The 19,083-nt window shown below is 45.9% G+C and carries 21 protein-coding genes; 12 read left to right on the top strand and 9 right to left on the bottom strand.

Going from position 1 to position 19,083, the window contains the following annotated elements:
- The first annotated feature begins 337 nt into the window (after nt 1–337).
- From ACKA06_RS20700 to menC, 6 genes are all read left to right on the top strand, one after another.
- Nucleotides 338–1,747 (top strand): isochorismate synthase, encoded by a 1,410-nt coding sequence (locus ACKA06_RS20700; RefSeq protein ID WP_064564616.1) that lies wholly within the window; start codon nt 338–340, stop codon nt 1,745–1,747.
- Nucleotides 1,740–3,476, top strand: coding sequence for a 2-succinyl-5-enolpyruvyl-6-hydroxy-3-cyclohexene-1-carboxylic-acid synthase (gene menD / locus ACKA06_RS20695; protein ID WP_411160546.1), 1,737 nt, complete (start codon nt 1,740–1,742; stop codon nt 3,474–3,476). Before ACKA06_RS20700 ends, menD begins: the two co-directional genes overlap by 8 nt.
- Nucleotides 3,473–4,297 (top strand): 2-succinyl-6-hydroxy-2,4-cyclohexadiene-1-carboxylate synthase, encoded by an 825-nt coding sequence (gene menH, locus ACKA06_RS20690; RefSeq protein WP_411160545.1) that lies wholly within the window; start codon nt 3,473–3,475, stop codon nt 4,295–4,297. Before menD ends, menH begins: the two co-directional genes overlap by 4 nt.
- A 1-nt stretch (nt 4,298) precedes the next feature.
- Complete coding sequence (gene menB / locus ACKA06_RS20685) at nt 4,299–5,117, top strand: 1,4-dihydroxy-2-naphthoyl-CoA synthase (protein WP_032087250.1); 819 nt, start codon at nt 4,299–4,301, stop codon at nt 5,115–5,117.
- A 95-nt stretch (nt 5,118–5,212) separates the two neighbouring features.
- On the top strand, nt 5,213–6,706 hold the full coding sequence (locus ACKA06_RS20680; protein ID WP_411160544.1) for an o-succinylbenzoate--CoA ligase: 1,494 nt from the start codon (nt 5,213–5,215) through the stop codon (nt 6,704–6,706).
- Nucleotides 6,696–7,802 (top strand): o-succinylbenzoate synthase, encoded by a 1,107-nt coding sequence (gene menC, locus ACKA06_RS20675; protein ID WP_411160543.1) that lies wholly within the window; start codon nt 6,696–6,698, stop codon nt 7,800–7,802. Before ACKA06_RS20680 ends, menC begins: the two co-directional genes overlap by 11 nt.
- A 467-nt stretch (nt 7,803–8,269) precedes the next feature.
- Here the strand turns inward: menC and ACKA06_RS20670 are convergent, their stop codons facing one another.
- The 4 genes from ACKA06_RS20670 to yidD all read right to left on the bottom strand — a co-directional run bounded on the left by ACKA06_RS20670 (nt 8,270) and on the right by yidD (nt 12,268).
- Nucleotides 8,270–9,298: a cytochrome d ubiquinol oxidase subunit II gene (locus tag ACKA06_RS20670; protein WP_411160542.1), complete on the bottom strand. Its 1,029-nt coding sequence runs from the start codon at nt 9,296–9,298 to the stop codon at nt 8,270–8,272.
- A gap of 18 nt (nt 9,299–9,316) precedes the next feature.
- A complete protein-coding gene (locus ACKA06_RS20665) occupies nt 9,317–10,669 on the bottom strand; it encodes a cytochrome ubiquinol oxidase subunit I (protein WP_214871964.1) in 1,353 nt (450 codons plus the stop codon).
- Between the two features lie 237 nt (nt 10,670–10,906).
- Nucleotides 10,907–11,863: a metal ABC transporter substrate-binding protein gene (locus ACKA06_RS20660; RefSeq protein WP_411160541.1), complete on the bottom strand. Its 957-nt coding sequence runs from the start codon at nt 11,861–11,863 to the stop codon at nt 10,907–10,909.
- A 156-nt stretch (nt 11,864–12,019) separates the two neighbouring features.
- The gene (gene yidD / locus ACKA06_RS20655) at nt 12,020–12,268 is read right to left on the bottom strand and encodes a membrane protein insertion efficiency factor YidD (protein WP_032087255.1); all 249 of its coding nucleotides are present in this window, start codon (nt 12,266–12,268) and stop codon (nt 12,020–12,022) included.
- Between the two features lie 227 nt (nt 12,269–12,495).
- Between yidD and ACKA06_RS20650 the strand changes: the two genes are divergently transcribed.
- Nucleotides 12,496–12,969: an S-ribosylhomocysteine lyase gene (locus ACKA06_RS20650; protein WP_411160540.1), complete on the top strand. Its 474-nt coding sequence runs from the start codon at nt 12,496–12,498 to the stop codon at nt 12,967–12,969.
- A 113-nt stretch (nt 12,970–13,082) separates the two neighbouring features.
- Here the strand turns inward: ACKA06_RS20650 and ytzI are convergent, their stop codons facing one another.
- Complete coding sequence (ytzI, locus tag ACKA06_RS20645) at nt 13,083–13,268, bottom strand: YtzI protein (protein ID WP_411160539.1); 186 nt, start codon at nt 13,266–13,268, stop codon at nt 13,083–13,085.
- Between the two features lie 144 nt (nt 13,269–13,412).
- On the opposite strand from ytzI, the gene ACKA06_RS20640 reads away from it, so the two are divergent.
- Nucleotides 13,413–13,631: a hypothetical protein gene (locus tag ACKA06_RS20640; protein ID WP_411160538.1), complete on the top strand. Its 219-nt coding sequence runs from the start codon at nt 13,413–13,415 to the stop codon at nt 13,629–13,631.
- A gap of 66 nt (nt 13,632–13,697) precedes the next feature.
- Here the strand turns inward: ACKA06_RS20640 and ACKA06_RS20635 are convergent, their stop codons facing one another.
- Entirely contained in the window at nt 13,698–13,943 is a 246-nt protein-coding gene (locus ACKA06_RS20635) for a DUF6154 family protein (RefSeq protein ID WP_032087259.1), read from the bottom strand.
- A gap of 329 nt (nt 13,944–14,272) precedes the next feature.
- Between ACKA06_RS20635 and ACKA06_RS20630 the strand changes: the two genes are divergently transcribed.
- Both ACKA06_RS20630 and ytkD read left to right on the top strand, forming a co-directional pair.
- Nucleotides 14,273–14,596 carry a hypothetical protein gene (locus ACKA06_RS20630; RefSeq protein ID WP_058298017.1) on the top strand — a complete coding sequence of 108 codons (324 nt, stop codon included), beginning with the start codon at nt 14,273–14,275 and terminating at the stop codon, nt 14,594–14,596.
- An 85-nt stretch (nt 14,597–14,681) separates the two neighbouring features.
- Nucleotides 14,682–15,146: an RNA deprotection pyrophosphohydrolase gene (gene ytkD, locus ACKA06_RS20625; RefSeq protein WP_411160537.1), complete on the top strand. Its 465-nt coding sequence runs from the start codon at nt 14,682–14,684 to the stop codon at nt 15,144–15,146.
- Here the strand turns inward: ytkD and ACKA06_RS20620 are convergent.
- The 3 genes from ACKA06_RS20620 to ACKA06_RS20610 all read right to left on the bottom strand — a co-directional run bounded on the left by ACKA06_RS20620 (nt 15,136) and on the right by ACKA06_RS20610 (nt 17,774).
- Complete coding sequence (locus tag ACKA06_RS20620) at nt 15,136–15,936, bottom strand: ABC transporter permease (RefSeq protein ID WP_411160536.1); 801 nt, start codon at nt 15,934–15,936, stop codon at nt 15,136–15,138. The two genes, ytkD and ACKA06_RS20620, sit on opposite strands and share 11 nt — an antisense overlap.
- Nucleotides 15,917–16,693, bottom strand: coding sequence for an ABC transporter ATP-binding protein (locus tag ACKA06_RS20615; RefSeq protein ID WP_032087263.1), 777 nt, complete (start codon nt 16,691–16,693; stop codon nt 15,917–15,919). The genes ACKA06_RS20620 and ACKA06_RS20615 overlap by 20 nt, the downstream gene beginning before the upstream one ends.
- Nucleotides 16,694–16,772: 79 nt before the next feature.
- Nucleotides 16,773–17,774 (bottom strand): ABC transporter substrate-binding protein, encoded by a 1,002-nt coding sequence (locus ACKA06_RS20610; RefSeq protein ID WP_411160535.1) that lies wholly within the window; start codon nt 17,772–17,774, stop codon nt 16,773–16,775.
- A gap of 191 nt (nt 17,775–17,965) precedes the next feature.
- Between ACKA06_RS20610 and ACKA06_RS20605 the strand changes: the two genes are divergently transcribed.
- A complete protein-coding gene (locus ACKA06_RS20605; RefSeq protein WP_058298013.1) occupies nt 17,966–18,751 on the top strand; it encodes an alpha/beta hydrolase family protein in 786 nt (261 codons plus the stop codon).
- A gap of 12 nt (nt 18,752–18,763) precedes the next feature.
- Nucleotides 18,764–19,006 carry a DUF2584 domain-containing protein gene (locus tag ACKA06_RS20600; protein ID WP_058298012.1) on the top strand — a complete coding sequence of 81 codons (243 nt, stop codon included), beginning with the start codon at nt 18,764–18,766 and terminating at the stop codon, nt 19,004–19,006.
- Nucleotides 19,007–19,083 lie beyond the last annotated feature (77 nt).

Below are 19,083 nucleotides of genomic sequence, written 5' to 3'. Positions count from 1 at the left end.
CATTACAATTCCTTTACAGATTAAAGTGTAGGTAAACGAGTGGGCAGTGTCAATCTTTTTTTAAAGATGGTGAATGTTGCTATATAAGCAGAAATGATGCTCCTGGAGGATAGAGTCGTAACCATAGTCCTGCACGGAAATCTTTAACAGTTAAATAGGACTTCCATTATTTGAGCACTTTTACAACCCTTTAGGTTTCTCAAATAGGTAAAAAGGGTTTATTATATAATAAGGATATAATTGTTTATTTGTCATACACATCGTTGACACACCTCAGGGTGAGGTGTATCTTATAATAAGTTTTGATCATGTACGTGATTGTTTGGGGGAATTCGGGTTGGTTACCATCCATAAAACCAATATTGAAAAAGCATTTGATACAGCCATGGAAAAGGCCAGACAATATAGGCGCCCGGTCCTGTTCAGCATCGTGGAGAAAATCGATGCTGTCGATCCACTTTCCTTCTATAATGAAGGAAAAGCTTTGTATGAAGGTACAAGATTTATGTGGAAGGACAGGGATCATACAATTACAATCGCCGGACTCGGCGCGGCCTGCACGATCTCTACCGACGAAGAAAGAGAGCAGTTTTTTGCGGTTGAGAAAGAGTGGAAGCGCTTTATTGAAGATGGTGTCATACTTTCCCGGGAGAACTGGGCCGGTACAGGTCCCCTTCTTTTCGGAGGATTCCGCTTCGATCCACTGAATCAGAGAGGATCGGAATGGGATGAGTTTGCTGACGGGACTCTTCAGGTTCCATCCATAATGCTCACTAAATCCAAGGAAGCGGATTATCTGACTGTAAATATGTTATGCGGTTCCAATCATGACGAGGATTCATTGGACAAGCTGATACGTATTAAAGATGAACTCCTGAGTAAGTCGAAATTTCCGATTGTTTCTGATGAAACAACAGTTTCTGGAGTTGAGGATTACAACCCTGAGGAATGGAAGACGTCGGTACAGAACGTAGTGGATGAATTAAAGGGCGGCAGCATGGAAAAAGTAGTGCTTGCACGTAAATGCAAAGTCAGCTTCGAGGCCCCGGTCACCTCTGACTTTGTACTGGATAATCTTTGGAAGCAGCAGCCGGACAGCTTTATCTTCAGTTTTGAACGGAATGGAAGCTGCTTCATCGGTGCTACTCCTGAACGCCTTGTCAAAAAGACCGGGGAAGAAGTACTCTCCACCTGCCTGGCGGGATCGATTGCCCGGGGGCAGTCGATAGAAGAAGATGAGATGCTCGGAGCAGCACTTCTGAAAGATGAAAAGAATCGTTATGAGCATCATCTGGTCGTCGAGAATATCCAACAGGCACTTGAGCCGTTCTGCAGCGATCTTTCATTGCCGGAACAGCCGGGACTGATGAAGATGAAAGATATACAGCATTTATATACACCCGTTACAGGCCGGGCTTCCAAACAGACCTCCCTGCTTGATATGGTTGAAAAGCTACATCCAACACCTGCTTTGGGCGGCGTCCCGAGGGAGGAGGCCCTTCATGTCATCAGACAGGAAGAAAAGATGGACAGGGGTTTATATGCAGGACCATCAGGCTGGCTGGATGCCTATGGTAACGGAGAATTTGCAGTAGCGATCCGTTCAGGGCTGCTTCAAGGAAAAGAATCGTATTTATACGCCGGCTGCGGAATTGTGGCAGATTCCGATCCGGAAACGGAATTCAAGGAAACTCAAATGAAATTCCGGCCAATGCTGAGGGCATTAGGGGGAAACATCAATGGATGAACATCAACACAGATTAACAAGTTATCTAGCCGCTTATATCGATGAATTAGTCGGAAATGGAGTAGACGAGGTGGTCATAAGCCCGGGATCCCGATCTACTCCTTTGGCGCTTCTATTTACTCATCACCCCGGGGTGAAAACGTATATCAACGTAGATGAACGTTCGGCTGCATTCTTCGGACTCGGGATCGCAAAGGCAAAACAAAAGCCTGTTGCGATTCTTTGCACGTCTGGGACGGCTGCAGCCAATTATTATCCAGCCGTCATCGAGGCACGCTATGCGAAGGTTCCTTTAATCGTGCTCACAGCCGACCGTCCGCACGAGCTCAGGGAAGTCGGTGCCCCGCAGGCGATCAATCAGCTTGATCTGTATGGGAAGCATGTTAAGTGGAGCGTCGATATGGCCTTGCCGGAATCTTCTCCCGGTATATTGAAGTATGCAAAATCTTCAGCTGCCAGAGGTGTGAGTATGGCTTTGTCAGCGCCGGCAGGACCGGTTCATTTCAACTTCCCGATCAGGGAGCCGTTGATACCAGCTTTAGACGAATCAACATTTACACCGGGCAGACGGGACAAACGGGTCAAAAACGGCGTCCGGGGATTGACAACGGAGATGCGCGATGACCTGCTTCGTATATTGAGGGAAAAGCAGCACGGACTGATTGTCTGCGGACCGGGAGTTGACAGCTCGGCCATCGATTCGATCATGGCGTTTTCTGAACAGTACGGATTTCCCGTCGCAGCGGATCCTCTATCAGGGGTAAGGAGCGGATTGCATTCCAAGGGGAATGTCATTGAAACATACGATGCTTTCTTAAAAACGAAGGAAGTCCTAGCGGATCTGCAGCCCGATATCATCATCCGATTTGGTTCCATGCCTGTTTCCAAACCGTTGACACTATTCCTTAAAGGACTGCCAGACTTACCATATTGGGTCGTCAGCAGCGGAGAGGAATGGCAGGATCCGACAGCAATGGCCACTGAATTCATCTACAGTGATGAGGGATCATTCTGTCATGATCTGATGGCTGGGGCAGAGGTGAAAGATTCAGGATGGCTGCAAAAGTGGAAAAAAGCGAATGCGATTTCGAGAAGTATCCTTCAGGCCGATGACCAGCCGTGGAACGAAGGGAAAGCCGTCAAGCAGCTGGTAGAACAGCTGCCGGAAGGTGCATCGATATTTGCAAGCAATTCCATGCCGATACGCGATATTGATACATTTTTCTTCAATAATGACAAAAAAATCTCCGTGCATGCCAACCGCGGTGCGAATGGAATAGACGGAGTCGTTTCGACTGCACTCGGGATGAGTACGGGACACACTCCCCTTTATCTGTTGATCGGGGACCTTGCGTTTTTCCATGACCTGAACGGTCTTCTGGTTGCAAAGAAATATGGTCTTGATATGACGATCGTGGTGATGAATAACAACGGCGGAGGCATCTTCTCCTTCCTGCCGCAGGCAAGTGACGGAACTTACTTCGAAGAATTATTCGGCACCCCGATGGATTTGGACTTTTCTTCAGCAGCAGCCTTCTATGGGGCTGATTATCAGCTGGTGAAAGAAGAAATCGACTTAGCATCTGCACTCTCCCTTGCCCGGGAGAAAAAAGGAATCAAGATCATTGAAATCCTGACAAACCGGGAAGAAAATGTAGCAATTCATCGTAATTTGTGGAATTTTGTTTCCCAGGAAATAGTTTCTGAATTGAAAGGGAATACCCCATGATACTCCGGGTGAATGAGATTGACTATTTTGTAGATGTTAAAGGAGAAGGATTTCCCGTAGTATTTCTTCATGGATTTACAGGTGATACACGCACATGGAGTGAAGTGACAGATATGTTAAAGGGGATGTGTCAGTGCATCTCCATTGATATCATCGGACACGGGAAAACGGATTCTCCCTTAGATGCTGACAGGTACTCGATGGATGCAGCCTCGGAAGACATCAAAGCGATATTGGATGAGCTCCATATCAAAAAAGCAGCCTTTGTCGGTTATTCAATGGGAGGGAGACTGGCCCTTCATTATTCGAACCTATACAGTGACACAGTCAGTGTACTTATACTGGAAAGTGCTTCACCGGGTCTGAAAACCGAAGAGGAACGACGGGAAAGATGCGAAAGGGATTATGCCCTTGCTGACAGGATCATGGGTGAAGGGCTGCAATCTTTCGTGGAATTCTGGGAGGGCATCCCTTTGTTCTCCACACAGAAAAAACTGCCGCAAGAGGTGAAGGAGAGGATCCGGGTGCAGCGCCTTCAGCAGTCCCCGGTTGGTTTATCTAACAGCCTGAAGGGGATGGGAACCGGGGCCCAGCCGTCTTGGTGGAATTCTCTTGAGAACCTGCCATTCCCGGTCATTCTGCTTGTTGGGGAGCTTGACCGCAAATTTGCCGCGATTGCGGATGAAATGAAAATGAGCATATCCTACACAGAAATTATCCCTTTTTTCGACACGGGTCATGCAATTCATGTGGAAGATCCTCGAAAGTTTGGTACAATAGTAAAGGAAGTTTTATTCAATTACATAAAGGAGGATTTCTAATATGGCTTTTGAATGGGTTTCAGAAAGAAATTACGAAGAAATTTTATATGAAACATATAACGGGATCGCGAAAATCACGATCAACCGTCCGGAAGTGCGCAACGCTTTCACACCTAAAACGGTAATGGAACTGATCGACGCGTTTGCTTATGCACGTGACGATTCCAAAGTGGGCGTAATCGTCCTTGCGGGTGCAGGCGAAAAAGCCTTCTGTTCCGGCGGTGACCAAAGTGTCCGCGGACACGGCGGCTATGTAGGTGAAGATGAGATTCCTCGTCTGAATGTACTGGACCTGCAGCGTTTGATCCGTGTCATCCCTAAACCGGTCATCGCGATGGTTTCCGGTTACGCAATCGGCGGTGGTCACGTCCTTCATGTCGTGTGTGATATCACTATCGCTGCTGATAACGCCATCTTCGGGCAGACAGGGCCGAAAGTGGGAAGCTTCGATGCCGGATACGGTGCAGGATATCTAGCACGTATCGTAGGTCACAAGAAAGCAAAGGAAATCTGGTATCTATGCCGTCAGTACAATGCCCAGGAAGCTCTTGAAATGGGTCTTGTCAATACGGTTGTACCATTGGATAAACTTGAAGAAGAAACGGTTCAGTGGGCATCTGAAATGCTTGAAAAGAGCCCGACTGCACTTCGCTTCCTCAAAGCTGCGTTCAACGCCGACACAGACGGTCTGGCTGGTCTACAGCAGCTTGCAGGAGATGCGACACTTCTTTATTACACAACTGACGAAGCTAAAGAGGGTCGAGACTCGTTCAAAGAAAAACGCAAACCGGACTTCGGACAATTCCCTCGTTTCCCTTAATGGAGGGCAGCCTGATGAATCTCGACGATTCATCAGGTTTTTTGTTTTTTTATGATATGGAGTATCCTACATTACATTGAGAATTGGAGTAGAAAATGATGACTTCCCAGCAGATGCCGAATTGGCTTAAACAAAGAACATATTTGACCCCTGGCCGTATCGCATTGAGTAGTGATGACCGCCGCTATACGTTTAAAGAATTATGGGATATGACGGTTGACACCGCAGGGAAGATCCATTGTCATATCAAAGAATCCCATGCCGACTTCATCGGGCTGATGATCAAAAACACTGTCGAAGCAGTAACCGTCATTCATGCCGTGCAGCAGCTCGGTTTGAAAGCTGTGCTTCTGAACCACCGGTTAAGCCAAGGTGAGCTTGCTTTCCAAATAGAAGATATGAATCTAGGCACCGTCATTGTGGATGATGCGTTTTATGAAAAACTTCAGGACCAGAACGTTCAAAAAGTGAAGATATCTGATTTAGACCACACATCTCCCTCTCATTTTGAGGTGAAGGATCATTTTCAGTTAGACGGAGTCTGTTCCGTTATGTATACTTCCGGGACGACCGGTGCGCCAAAGGGCGTACTGCAGACATTTGGGAATCACTGGTGGAGTGCCATCGGTTCTTCGCTGAATCTCGGTATAAGTGAAAACGATACCTGGCTGTGTTCGGTCCCGCTCTTCCATATCAGCGGCTATTCCATCTTGATGAGAAGTGTCATTTACGGGATGGGCGTTAGACTGTATGAACAATTCGACGTCGAACGGATCAACGGGGAACTAAAAGACGGCTCCATTACAATCATGTCTGCTGTCAGCAATATGCTGCAGAGGCTGGTGAAGGATTTGGGTGATGAGTCTTACCATGAGAATTTCCGCTGTATGCTTCTTGGCGGGGGGCCGGCGCCGCTTCCTCTGCTGGAGGCGTGCAGAGATAAACATATCCCTGTATTCCAAACATACGGCATGACGGAAACATCTTCTCAAATCGTGACGCTCTCCCCTGAATACAGTCTGTCCAAACTCGGGTCGGCAGGAAAGCCGTTGTTTCCCTCTCAGCTTAAAATCGTGAAAAATGACAATGAAGCAGGGGCAGGCGAAGAAGGTGAAATCTTCGTGAAGGGCCCCAATGTCACGAAAGGATATTATAAGCGGGAGGAAGCAAATCATAAGAGCTTCCATGACGGATGGTTATCGACAGGGGATATCGGCTATGTCGATGAAGAGGGATTCTTATTCGTCCTCGACCGCCGTTCGGATCTGATCATCTCAGGCGGGGAGAATGTTTATCCTGCAGAAATCGAAAGTGTGCTCTCATCCCATCCGGGGATTGAAGATGTCGGGGTTGCAGGAATTCCAAGTGAGCAGTGGGGACAGGTTCCATGTGCCTTCATTGTGAAAGGTAGCGGGGATCAACTCAGTGAGGACGGAGTTTTATCTTTTTGTAAAAGCAGACTGGCTTCTTACAAGCAGCCTGAAAGATGCGTCTTTGTGAATGAAATCCCCCGGAATGCTTCCAATAAAATACTGAGACGCATACTGAGAGATCGCTGGGAGAAAGGGGTGTACAGCGGTGAATCTTAAAAAAATCAGACTCCATATGATTTCTATGCCTTTAAAAAAACCGTTTGTCACTCATCTTCAGCGGGTTGAATCAAGGGAAGGCATCATCATTGAGGTGGAGGACAAGGACGGACTGATCGGTTTAGGTGAAGTTGTAGCCTTTTCAACGCCATGGTATACGGAAGAGACGGTGACAACCTCTTATCACATGCTGAAGGATGTATTGATTCCATTACTTGAGCGTCATGGAGTCAACCATCCGACAGAATTGAGTGAGCTCTTTGATAGTGTAAGAAGGAACGCAATGGCGAAAGCTTCCCTGGAAATGGCGGTCTGGGATTTGTATGCAAGACAGCAGGATAAGCCGCTTTGGGATGTGCTTGGCGGGACACGGGAAAAAGTTCTGGCAGGTGCCGTTGTTGGGGCAGGTGCCACTGATGGGATGATCAAACAGACCCGGGATCTGATTGAAGCTGGATATGAACGGATAAAGATCAAGATTTCAAAGGGAGCGGATATTGACGTTGTCCGTACACTGAGAGAGGAATTTCCTCATCTGTCCCTTTTGGCGGACGCGAATTCTGCTTACGATCTGGGTGATGCCGGCCATTTGAAATCCCTTGATGAATTCTGTCTGGAAATGATCGAACAGCCCCTCGGAGTGGACGATCTTGTTGATCACAGTATTCTTCAAACCAAACTTGAGACACCTATATGTCTGGATGAAAGCATTGTGACTCCCAGCGACATGAAAAGTGCCATCCACCTGAACAGCTGCGGGGTCGTCAATCTGAAGCTGGGCAGGGTCGGAGGGTATAATTCTGCACTGGCTATCTACCGCCTCTGCATGGAAAATGGAATCAGATTGTGGTGCGGTGGCATGATTGAATTCGGGGTCTCCCGGGCCCATAACATCAGCCTGTCCACCCTTGAAGGATTCTCGATACCAGGGGACATCTCCTCATCTTCGAAGTATTGGGATGAAGATATCATAGACACCCCGATCGTTGTTGAGAACGGAATGGTGAAAAGATTTGACAACCCCGGAATCGGAGTAGAGCTTAATGGGAAACGCTTGAAGGAAGTTTGTACGTTTAGGGAAGAGTTTGTTTTATAGATTTGCACTGGACATGAGGTCAAAGAAGATTTCATGTCTTTTTTGTAGTTGTAAAGGCGATTTTTTGTGTGGGATCGATGTATTTTTTGATTTTCCTGGCACTTTTGCATTATTTTAGTTTTTTATTGCTGAAAAGTAAGTCATTTTCTGTGTTTAAGGCAGTCAATCGTCATTTAAATGATTAACTTCGGTATCCCCCTGGCAGTTTTATTATCGAAAATTAAGATTTTATTATCGATAACTGAGGATTTATTTTCATAAATCAACTTTTTATTATCGAAAGCTGAAAATCTATTTTTGACTGCTGGATGATGTTATCGCAACCTTAGAATTATTTTTAAAAAGCCTCACTTATTATCAAAATGATTCCCCGCACATTCAGGTGCTGTAACACTGCGGAAAACCAAATAAAACAAGCCCAGAGTTAAACTCTGAGCCCTCGTTGAATCTCCAATTAGGAGCACATTTCAACTCTTTTGCCGCAAATACCGTTTGTCATTCATGAACAGGCTCCAGAAATAAACGAACCCTGGAAATAGAATGATAAACCCGACGATATACATAATGAAAACGGCCCTGAACGAATTCGGGTCGGTAAAACCGGACTGAATCGTCACTTCAGGATAAATGATATAAGGCAAATGGGCATTACCGTAAACATAACTCGCCAATACATATTGAAACGTGACGGCAACCACGGCCACACGCGGCATCCCTTTCATTCCCTCTTTATTGGTTGGCAGAAACAGCGCAGCACCTGCGACCAAAAATCCGAGCAGGGAGATGAGAAGGATCGTCAAGTCCTCCATCATGCGTTCATAAATCCAACTGGCTTCATTTTTCATCGTAAACATAATCAGAAAAGCCATCACCACGGAAATGGGGCCGATGATCATCGCATCACGCCTGTACACTTTATAAGCCTCATATTCCTTTGACGCTTTCGAGTAGTCAGCCAATAGGAGGGAAGAAAGGAACAACGTGCTTGCTACGGCAAATCCAAAGAACGCATATTCATGCGGACTTGTAAACAGCTTCCCCAGCTGAAGGGTCTGCCCGTCTTCAAAATCGATATATGGACCTTGTGATATCGGCAGCACGCTGATGAGTAGACCGGGTATCAAAAGACCGGTGATGCCGGTAATGTAAGTCAGCGGTTTCCGGTAATCATCGGCCACATGTGAAAAGACGAGAAACGCACTGCGGATCGCAAGCAGGAGGAGAATTAAACTTCCAGGGACCAGAAGAACGGTCCCGAGGGAATAGGCCGCTCCCGGAAACAGGCTGTAGACCGCCACGACCAGCGCGACAATGAATGTATTCGTCACTTCCCATGTCGGGGACAGATAACGATTCGCAATATTGGTTGCTTTCGTCTTGTCATGATTGATATAAAGCATCGACCAGAATCCCGCCCCGAAATCCATCGTTGCCATGACGGCATAGATGAAAACGAAGCCCCAGAGGATTGTAATTGCGATTAGCACCTGAGTCATGATGATACCTCCTTTCGTTTAAGTTGAGAGCGGAATTTCTTTGCTTTCTGCTTTGTCGATATCCTTTTGCGGCGGATTACGTTTGAAGTAGTAGAGCAGGACAAGGACTACGGCAACCGCTAAAATCGCATAAACCGTGACAAACAGAATGAACAGAACGGCTATATTACCCGTCGCCGTCACCGAATCCTCTGTACTCAGGATTCTATATATGGTCCACGGCTGGCGTCCGGTGCAGGCGAATATCCAGCCGAATTCGATTGCCAGGATGGAAAGGGGCCCACCTGCGACAAACAACCACATGAGCCATTTTGGATAATGTTCTTTTTTCAGCAGCTTCTTCCACACATAAGCAACGAGTGCAAGAAGGATCAACAACGAGCCGATTCCAACCATGGCGTTAAACAGGGTATGTACAAACAGAGGCGGCCAGTATTCCTCAGGAAAATCATTCAAGCCGATCACTTCTGTGTCGAAGCTGTTGCCCGCCAGAAAACTCAGTGCCCACGGAACTTCAATACCCCATTTGACTTCCTGTTCCGCGCGGTTGGTAAAGCCTCCGATGGCAAGCGGCGCATGCGTCTGGGTGTCGAAAAGACCTTCTGCTGCAGCAAGTTTTTCAGGTTGATATTCATGCAGCTTCTGAGCAGATTCATGTCCGTTTATCGCGGTCAAGAACGCAAAGACCCCACCTACGAATAAACAGATCATCAGCGCTTTTCCATGAAACTTATATACTCTCGAATCGAATGGGGTGCGGAGCATTTTAAATGCAGCGACTGAGGCAATGGTGAACGATCCGACAACGTAGGCTGAAAGAGCGACGTGTCCGGCCGTTACAAAAAAGCTCGGATTGAAAAAGGCTTTCCACGGATCGACATCCGTGATTTCCCCATTCACAATATTAAATCCTGCCGGGGTCCCTTCAAATGCATGAACATTTGTGATCAATACGGCAGAAGCCAGACCGCCGATTGCGACAAGGATCAAACTGACGATTCTCATCCAGGGGGCAATCCGGTTCGCTGCATACACATAAATGGACATAAAGAGAGCCTCAATAAAGAAGGCATAAATCTCGATTTGAAAGGGCAGCGCCATTACCCGCCCGATGACCTCCATGAAACCGGGCCAGAGGAGTGAAAGCTGCACACCTGCAATCGTCCCGGTCGGTATCCCGACACCGAGTAGGACGGCGAATGCTTTCGTCCAGCGTTTGGCCATCACAGAATAATCCAGATCATTTGTGCGCTGATACATAATTTCCGCTACAAGGATCATCAGCGGAATGCCGACACCGAGCGTTGCAAAGATGATGTGAAAAGCCATCGTCGTGCCGAATAAAGATCGTGCAAGTACCAATTCATCCATTTCCAATTCTCCCTTACCATGTCATTAGCTTTCCTTATTGTCCACTTAATGGAAAATAATATGCATGGGTCTGAAGGGGATTTTTAGACAGAATGGGTGCCAGGGCGAAACGATATAATTAGAGCCAGGCTCAAACGATGTGATTTGAGCCAGGCCCAAACGGCGTGATTTGAGACAGGCACCAGTCTTAAAACTAAAAAAACACCGCCCATTAATAAGAGCGGTGTCTTCAATCTATTATTTCAATGCTTTTTCCAACGTCTTTATGTTCTTTCTCATCAGTGAAAAATAATCTTCTTTGTTATCGATATCTTTTTCCGTCAGAACAGAAACGTTATGGAGTGTAAGGGCCTCTGCCCCCAGTTCCTTTTGAACAACCTCAGTTAAACGGGAAGAAACATTCTGTTCAAATAAAACATAGTCAACATTATCTTCTTTGCCTTTTTCGATGATTTTCTTCAATTCCTGCTGTGAAGGCTCATCAGATGTATTCAATCCTGCGATGGCTTCCTGGTGCAGTCCGTAACGGTCTTCCCAGTAGCTGTAAGCTGCGTGGGAAACATAAAATGTTTTCTTTGGAGCTGCTTCTGCCATCTGCTTGAACTCTTTATCCAAAGCGTCCAGCTGTCCGTTCAATTCTTTTAGGTTCGACTGGAACTCTTCCTTGTGTTCAGGCATTTCTTTCGAGAGTGTATCTGCAATGACTTTGGCCATTTGCTTGGAGTATTCCGGGTTCAGCCAAATGTGCGGATCGGCACCATGATCATGTCCATGTCCGTCATCTGAATGGGTTTCTTCACCGTGAGCATCGTCATCTTCCGAATGCTCTGCGTCTTCCAAATTGATACCTTTACTGGCCGGGACGACCTTCACATCTTCGTTCTCTAATATTGATTTCGCCTTTTCAACAAATCCTTCGAGACCCATCCCGACATAGAAGAAAACATCGCCTTCCGCCATATCGATCATATCTTTTTGGGATGGTTCGAATGTATGCTCATCAGAGCCGGGCGGGTAAATGCTGTGAACCTCTACATGCTTACCGCCGATTTCCTTTGTGAAGTATTCAAGCGGGTAAACCGTTGTATATACGTCGAGCTTCCCGTCCTTCGATCCCTTCTCTTCAGGAGAAGCTCCGCAGGCAGACAGGAGTAAAACGATTAATAATAACAAACTTTTACGAATATAGTTCAAGAGGCAGCCTCCTTTTTGCTTTATTTTTATTTTTTTGTAAATTGTAATGATTACGATTTAGCACAAACGTTATTTTACTACCATCTGAAGTAATAATCAAGACTTTTATCTTTTCCAATAAAGGGGCAATGAAAAAGACTACCTCTGATTACAGAGCTAGTCCTGGTTCTGCTTCTTATTCCTCTCCGCCCATTCCTCCGGGACGTGATCGATTCCACCGGGATGGAATGGATGGCATTTAAGAATTCGTTTTATTGTCAGGTAGCCTCCGCGCAGGGCGCCAAATCTGCTCACAGCCTGTATTCCGTAATGAGAGCAAGTCGGATAGAAGCGGCACGTCGGAGGTTTTATTGGAGAAATCACCACTTGGTAAAATCGGAACAGTAAAAGGATTGCACGTTTCATTTCATAATCTCCCAGTGCGTTTTCTTCTACTATATCAAAAAAAGCTTCTAAGATGAAAGCAGCCTGTTTTTGAATGAAATAAAAATGTAAAGAGGGTTCGAAGCCAGGAATGGCGAAGAGTGTAAAGAAGCATCCGGACATGATTATCACCTAATTCAGATTAAGTTGATGAAATTACTCTGAATTTGCGTTATACTATAGATAGAAATGAATGGGAGTGATAATGAATGCCATCAGTAGAAAGCTTTGAATTGGATCATAATGCGGTCAAGGCACCGTATGTCAGACACTGTGGAGTGCATAAGGTGGGAAGCGACGGCCTTGTCAATAAATTTGATATCCGTTTCAGCCAGCCGAACAAACAGGCAATGAAGCCTGACTCCATTCACACACTGGAGCACCTGCTTGCGTTTACCATCCGTAAATATGCCGAGCCGTATGCTCATTTTGATATCATTGATATATCTCCGATGGGGTGCCAGACAGGGTACTACCTCGTCGTCAGCGGTGAACCTGAAGTAGAGGAAATCATCGACTTATTGGAAGCGACGATGAAGGAAGCGGTTGAAATAGAGGAGATCCCTGCTGCAAATGAGAAGCAGTGCGGACAGGCAAAGCTTCACGACCTTGAGGGAGCAAAAAGATTGATGAAATACTGGCTTGATCACAGTAAAGAAGAGTTGAAGCAGGTATTTGCTTAATTCATTAACGAAAGAAATCCACCGGCATGACTTTTTGCCGGTGGATCTTTGTATGCATCTTTTTAGCCCAAAACAAACAAAAACCGGGAACTCCCCGGTTATCAATCAACTATTCATTTCGTGGTTTTTTCTTCGGATTCTTCCTCAGTATCTTCCATATGCCTAAGGTGCGGATTGTTATCCAGCGGATCAACGGTATGTTTAACGGTCGTATATGCTTTGGATGTCGTCAGGGCACTGACAAAGATCACTAGAATGCATATAGCGACGGCAATGATCATGACAAGCGTTAATGACACAGTTCAGCCCCCCTTTTTCCTTATTTTATCATAGAAAAAATAATTGTCATTCACCAATTCGTACAACTTCGTGAAAGAAGGATATAGTATAAAGGTCCTCTACTAGGCGGAAAGTTATTCTGTTTCTGACTGGTTGTTATTGGTATGATGGATGAAACAAGGAGAGGGGAGGGGAATGCGATGAACGTATCCGCCATGATGGGGAAGCAGGTTGCAGAGCTGCAGAGGACGCTGAGCATGAATCTCTTGAAGAGCCAGATGTCCACACAGGCTGCGCATGTAACTGTCATGCTTCAGGACATGAAGGAGGCTAACGCTGCTCCGCATCCGAGCAAAGGGATTTCCATCGATTTGAAGGGGTAAAGAAAAAAGCCTTGAACAGCTGCTGTTCAAAGCTTTTTTCTTACTGTATGTTTTCCCCTGAGGAAATCAGTGAAGGCTTTTCCGTTCCAGTCTGACACGCTCTTCACTTTTAGACCATTTTTCTTTTAACGTCTCAAATATGTATAGTCGAAGGAAATATTCCAATTCTTCTGTTTCCATTTCCTGAATCAATTCGATGATTTCATTCCTGGATGTATCTTCTAAGATCGTAAGGGCAATGAGGTCCAAGTCTTCATCTGTACCTTTGATTCTGCCACGGTACATTTCATAGATTTCTTCAATCAACTTCATGCACTTCACCTCCCTTTCATTAATTTTAACAGAAGTAGGATTGAATACACTACAATTTATTTTGTATTTACCCGAATTTCCTGCCAGTAAGCATCCCGGCCCTGAAATCTAAACATTCTTATTGATACTATACTAAAGAATACTGACAATATTCATGATGGAGGGAAATTTTTAGTGATCTGTTAGAACATGACTGTCCGATTCTGTACAAGAAACGCTTTCTGCGGGCGGATGATGAGCAGCTCTTCACTTACACCTTCCCCCACTGTGTATAGAAAGTGAGGAATTGAGGAAAAAGAAGGGTAACAAATATGAAGGGGTTGTGAAGTTTGGACGAACGTCATGATTACTATATTGAGGTAGCGAGCGGTGAAATATCCAGGAGCTCGACGGATTCACCCTGGCACTTTAAAATTTCGGCTACTGATGAAGAAATCACAAAGCTCAGGGAGATCTTTGATTCGAATTACTCGACCGACTGGCAGAATTTTTACCGTTCTCATGTACCGTATGTACAATATCATTTTGATCGTGAGAATGATGCCTATGATGAAAACCTTCACAGGGTGTATGGCATGATCCATGAGCTGGGTGATGAAGAGGCGAAGAAACATATTGAAAGCATGGGGATCCTGGATCATCCAGCCCCGTGAAGAGCTAAAAAGTATTGGTTCCCAAGCAAAACTTGTGGACCAATGCTTTTTATTTATGATTAGATTATTAAAGGGGTGATGACAAATGGAACAATTTATCGACGCCAATGGTTTAAAAGTGGAACTTGCATTTCAGAAAAATTTTTTTAATATGGAGTCACACCACGTTCTAATCATATGCCGTTACAAGGAAAAGTGGCTTCTGACCCAGCATAAGAAGCGGGGCCTTGAGTTTCCCGGCGGCAAGCGCGAAAAAGGTGAAACGCTTGAAGATGCGGCCGTCCGCGAAACGTTTGAAGAAACCGGGGGTGTGATCGAGGAACCTGTCTTTGTCGGGGAATATAAAGTATATGATCAATCCCCATTCGTAAAAACGATTTTCTATGCAGAAGCCAGGGATGTCATCATGAAAGACGATTATCTCGAAACATACGGCTGTAAATTGTGGGAGGGTGAGCTGACTGATATGCAGACACACCCCGAGTTCAGTTTCATCATGAAAGACAAAGTGGTGGAATTGGCTTTGAAACATTTGAACATTACGACTTGATCCACTTCTTTTCTAATTGCTCCACAATCTTATACATGATTGTGGCAAATACGGCGATGACAAGCAGTGAAAGCAGGACAAGGGTAAAATTGAATACCTGGAATCCATAGATGATCATGTATCCGAGCCCTTTTGCAGACACAAGGAATTCACCTACGATGACCCCTACCCAGGATAAACCGACGTTCACTTTCAATGTGGAAATGATTGTCGGGAAGGAAGCGGGCAGGATCACTTCTTTGAACATCTGACCCCTTCCCGCCCCGAATGTCTTCATGACTTTCAAGTAATTCGGGTCCACCTCTTTAAAAGAGGTGTAGACGACGATGGTCGTGATGATGACAGAGATGACCGTCCCCATCGCGATGATCGACGTGAAGCCGGGACCGAGTCCGACGATCAGGATGGGGCCGAGGGCCACTTTCGGCATCGCATTCAGGATGACAAGATAGGGATCCAGCACCCTGGACAGGAACGGTGACCACCAAAGGAGAGCTGCCAGAAGTGTACCTAGAAGTGTTCCGAGAATGAATCCCAGGATGGTTTCACCCAGGGTCACCGATAAGTTGGCTAGAAGGCTGCCGTCTGCGACTTTATCAAGAAATAAGGCCCAGATTTTTGAAGGTGAACTGAAAATCAGCGGATCCACCCAGCTGTTGCGGCTTGCTGCTTCCCATGAGGTGAAGAACACTAGGAAAATCAAGACCTGATAGAACCAGACCCGGCGCTGTTCCTTTTTCAGTGAATGAATGTATTCTGTATGCTTCTGTTTAAGGGTTTCCTGATTCAAGGTTCTCAAGCTCCTTCCATATATTCTGGAAAAATGGCGGATAGGCTTCATGATTTCGAACAGTAAATGGCTTCAATCCCTTTAATTCAGGGGGTACCTCAAAAACTCTATGCACTCTCCCCGGGTTTGAAGCGAATAAAATGATCCTGTCGCTCATGGCAATTGCTTCACCGATATCATGCGTGACGAGGACGGCTGTTTTATTCAATGATTTTAAGGTCGTGAATATCAGATCTTCAAGTTTCAGCTTCGTTTGATAATCAAGGGCCGAAAACGGCTCATCCAACAGGAGGATCTTCGGCTCTGTGATCAATGTACGGATCAGGGCTACCCGCTGCCGCATCCCCCCTGAGAGCTCTCTCGGATATGAAGCCCCGACCCCCTTCAGTCCCAATTCTTCAAGCAGTTCATATGCCTCGGTTTTTTTCTCCTCCGTCAGGCTATCCATGATTCTCAACCCTAATAAGATATTTTCCTCTATCGTTTTCCAGGGGAAAAGATAGTCCTGCTGAAGCATATATCCCATTTGATTCTTTTCAGAACTGACCGGCCTGCCGTTCAGGAGTACTTTTCCCTCAGTAGGTTTTATGAGCCCGGCAATGATGGAAAGCAGGGTGGTTTTTCCGCATCCGCTCGGTCCGATAAATGAAATGAATTCACCTTCATTCACATTTAATGAAATATTGGCCAGGGCATTGGTTGCCGTTTTAGGGGAAAAATAAGTGTGATGAATCGAGTCCACAGACAAAAAATCCACGGTAACGCGCCTCCAGTCTTTCTAAATTGATAAGAGGCTGACGAAATAGTCAGCCTGGTCAGGTCGGTGATTTTATCTTTTACTTACTTACTTTTTCGGCAACAGAAGTGTTGACGAGAGTTTTGTGGTCGATCCTTACCGGAAGTTCTCCCGCTTCGTCCATGATGTCCTGCAGGTTGTTCCATTCCTCCGTGTCGAGGATCGGGTCAGTTGCAAAGGATCCCTGTGATTTGTAGCGTTCAACCACTGTTTCGATGATGTCTGATTCCGTATCTTCGAAGTAAGGCTCAAGGACTTCCGCAATTTCACCTGGCGAGCTTTCATCCACCCATTTCTGGGCTTTATAGAGGGCTCTCGTGAACTTTTCGATGGTTTCACTGTTCTCTTTCATATAACTGTCCTTTGCCATGAAAGTGGTATACGGGACGTGGCCGGACTCTGTTCCGAATGATGCGATGATATGACCTTTTCCTTCTTTTTCAAAGATCGAGGCAGTAGGTTCGAAAAGCTGTACATAATCGCCTGTACCGGATGCAAAAGCGTTGGCGATGTTGGCAAAATCGATGTTCTGGATGAGGTTCAAGTCGTTATGCGGAACGATTCCATGATGCTTGAGCACAAATTCCCCTACCATCTGCGGCATGCCGCCTTTACGCTGACCGAGGAATGTGGAGCCTTTGAGCTGCTCCCAGTCAAAGTTTTCTACCTTTTCACGGGAAACCAGGAAGGTTCCGTCCGTCTGAGTGAGCTGGGCAAAGTTGATGACGGGATCATCGGACCCCTGCGCATGGACATAAATCGATGTCTCCGAACCGACCAGGGCGATATCAGCGCCGCCGGACAGCAGGGAAGTCATCGTCTTATCGCCGCCCCAGGTGGTGGTAAGCTCGATATCAAGTCCTTCTTCTTTAAAAAAGCCTTTTTCAATCGCCACATATTGGGGAGCATAGAAGATGGAGCGGGTCACTTCTGCCACACGTACTTTTTCCAGTTCATCTTTTCCGCTGCCGCATGCGGTCAGACCGATGGTGAGAGAAGCGGCTGCTAATAGGGTGAAAGCAATTCGAGACCATTTTTTCATGTGGATTTTCCTCCTTGGAATGAAACATGTGCGCATGCGAATACCCTCTAAACGTTTGTCTGCCATGATAGAGGGGTATGTTGCGCCTATAGGGAACCGTGATAATTTGAAATTGAGATTTGATAAAATAGTGTATGTATGGGATGAAATTGTGTGAATACCCAGAGCCCATTTTTCGAAAGGAAGAGAATATGAAGAACGGAACCATTTTGAAAAAAACGTTATTTCCTTCCCCAAATCCGCATGTAGAGCTCTATGAAATCGTTTATATCTCAGGGGGACTGAGGGTGAAAGGGATGCTTGCACAGCCTGCGAAAGAAGGTACATATGATGGATTCCTCTATTTGAGGGGCGGAATAAAAGGGGTTGGAATGGTAAGGCCGGCCCGCATCGCCCAATTTGCCCAGGAAGGATTCATTGTGTTTGCCCCGTATTACCGGGGGAACCGCGGCGGCGAAGGAAACGAGGACTTTGCAGGTGATGACCGTGAGGATGCATTGTCGGCTTATAGGTTTTTGGAGAAATATGAAAGGGTGCATAACGGGAGGATCCATGTTTTCGGCTTTTCCCGTGGAGGCGTCATGGCTCTCTTCACCGGGATTGAGATGAAAGAGGTCACTTCCATCGTCACCTGGGGAGGGGTGTCCGATATGTTCCTCACCTACGAAGAACGGAAAGACCTCCGGAGGATGATGAAGAGGGTGATCGGCGGCAGTCCGAATAAATATCCTGAGCGCTACGAATGGCGGACCCCGCTTTATGAAATAGAAGAGATTTCAGCACCTGTCCTGATCATACACGGGAAAAAAGATCAGAACGTTTCAATCGATCATGCATATAGATTAGAAAAAAGGCTGAAAGAGGCAGGGAAATCGGTCGAATCCTATTATTTTTCAGCGTACACACATTATTTCCCCCCGTTGAAGAACCGTGAAATCGTCAAGATGCTCTGTGATTGGATGAAAAAACAGCAGTAAAGGGGAATCACCATGGGAATGGGTCTTGAGCTTAATACCATGCTCGTCACGAAAGGAAGAGAAGTGAGGAAGAAAGACAACTTATTTCAGTTGCAAAAAGAAGGCTACCGTTTGTATCCGATGAACACCCCCATTGAAGTAAGGACAACGAAGAAGAGCCACTCAAGGGGCTATGCGATGATTGAAAAAGTCCAATGGCATGATGATCAAACCATCATCTTCTACAAGCTGATTTCGCTGAATAAAACCAATTAGGAGATTGGGACAAAACTAAAATTCCCTTGTCTAAAGACGAACATTTCAGAGTGGACTAAATAACGCTAATGATTTCC

This window comes from Rossellomorea oryzaecorticis, assembly GCF_045897515.1.
GTDB classification, from domain to species: Bacteria; Bacillota; Bacilli; order Bacillales; family Bacillaceae_B; genus Rossellomorea; species Rossellomorea enclensis.
This window is presented reverse-complemented; position numbering and strand designations above follow the sequence as displayed.

Bases quoted from the DNA above. Each gene is read 5' to 3' on its own strand.
- ACKA06_RS20665 (WP_214871964.1), bottom strand. From the start codon at position 10,669: ATGGATGAATTGGTACTTGCACGATCTTTATTCGGCACGACGATGGCT.
- ACKA06_RS20605 (WP_058298013.1), top strand. From the start codon at position 17,966: ATGAAGAACGGAACCATTTTGAAAAAAACGTTATTTCCTTCCCCAAAT.
- menD (WP_411160546.1), top strand. From the start codon at position 1,740: ATGGATGAACATCAACACAGATTAACAAGTTATCTAGCCGCTTATATC.
- ACKA06_RS20635 (WP_032087259.1), bottom strand. From the start codon at position 13,943: ATGAAGTTGATTGAAGAAATCTATGAAATGTACCGTGGCAGAATCAAA.
- ACKA06_RS20640 (WP_411160538.1), top strand. From the start codon at position 13,413: ATGATGGATGAAACAAGGAGAGGGGAGGGGAATGCGATGAACGTATCC.
- menB (WP_032087250.1), top strand. From the start codon at position 4,299: ATGGCTTTTGAATGGGTTTCAGAAAGAAATTACGAAGAAATTTTATAT.
- ACKA06_RS20670 (WP_411160542.1), bottom strand. From the start codon at position 9,298: ATGACTCAGGTGCTAATCGCAATTACAATCCTCTGGGGCTTCGTTTTC.
- ytkD (WP_411160537.1), top strand. From the start codon at position 14,682: ATGGAACAATTTATCGACGCCAATGGTTTAAAAGTGGAACTTGCATTT.
- menH (WP_411160545.1), top strand. From the start codon at position 3,473: ATGATACTCCGGGTGAATGAGATTGACTATTTTGTAGATGTTAAAGGA.
- ACKA06_RS20600 (WP_058298012.1), top strand. From the start codon at position 18,764: ATGGGAATGGGTCTTGAGCTTAATACCATGCTCGTCACGAAAGGAAGA.
- ACKA06_RS20650 (WP_411160540.1), top strand. From the start codon at position 12,496: ATGCCATCAGTAGAAAGCTTTGAATTGGATCATAATGCGGTCAAGGCA.
- ACKA06_RS20610 (WP_411160535.1), bottom strand. From the start codon at position 17,774: ATGAAAAAATGGTCTCGAATTGCTTTCACCCTATTAGCAGCCGCTTCT.
- yidD (WP_032087255.1), bottom strand. From the start codon at position 12,268: ATGAAACGTGCAATCCTTTTACTGTTCCGATTTTACCAAGTGGTGATT.
- ACKA06_RS20680 (WP_411160544.1), top strand. From the start codon at position 5,213: ATGATGACTTCCCAGCAGATGCCGAATTGGCTTAAACAAAGAACATAT.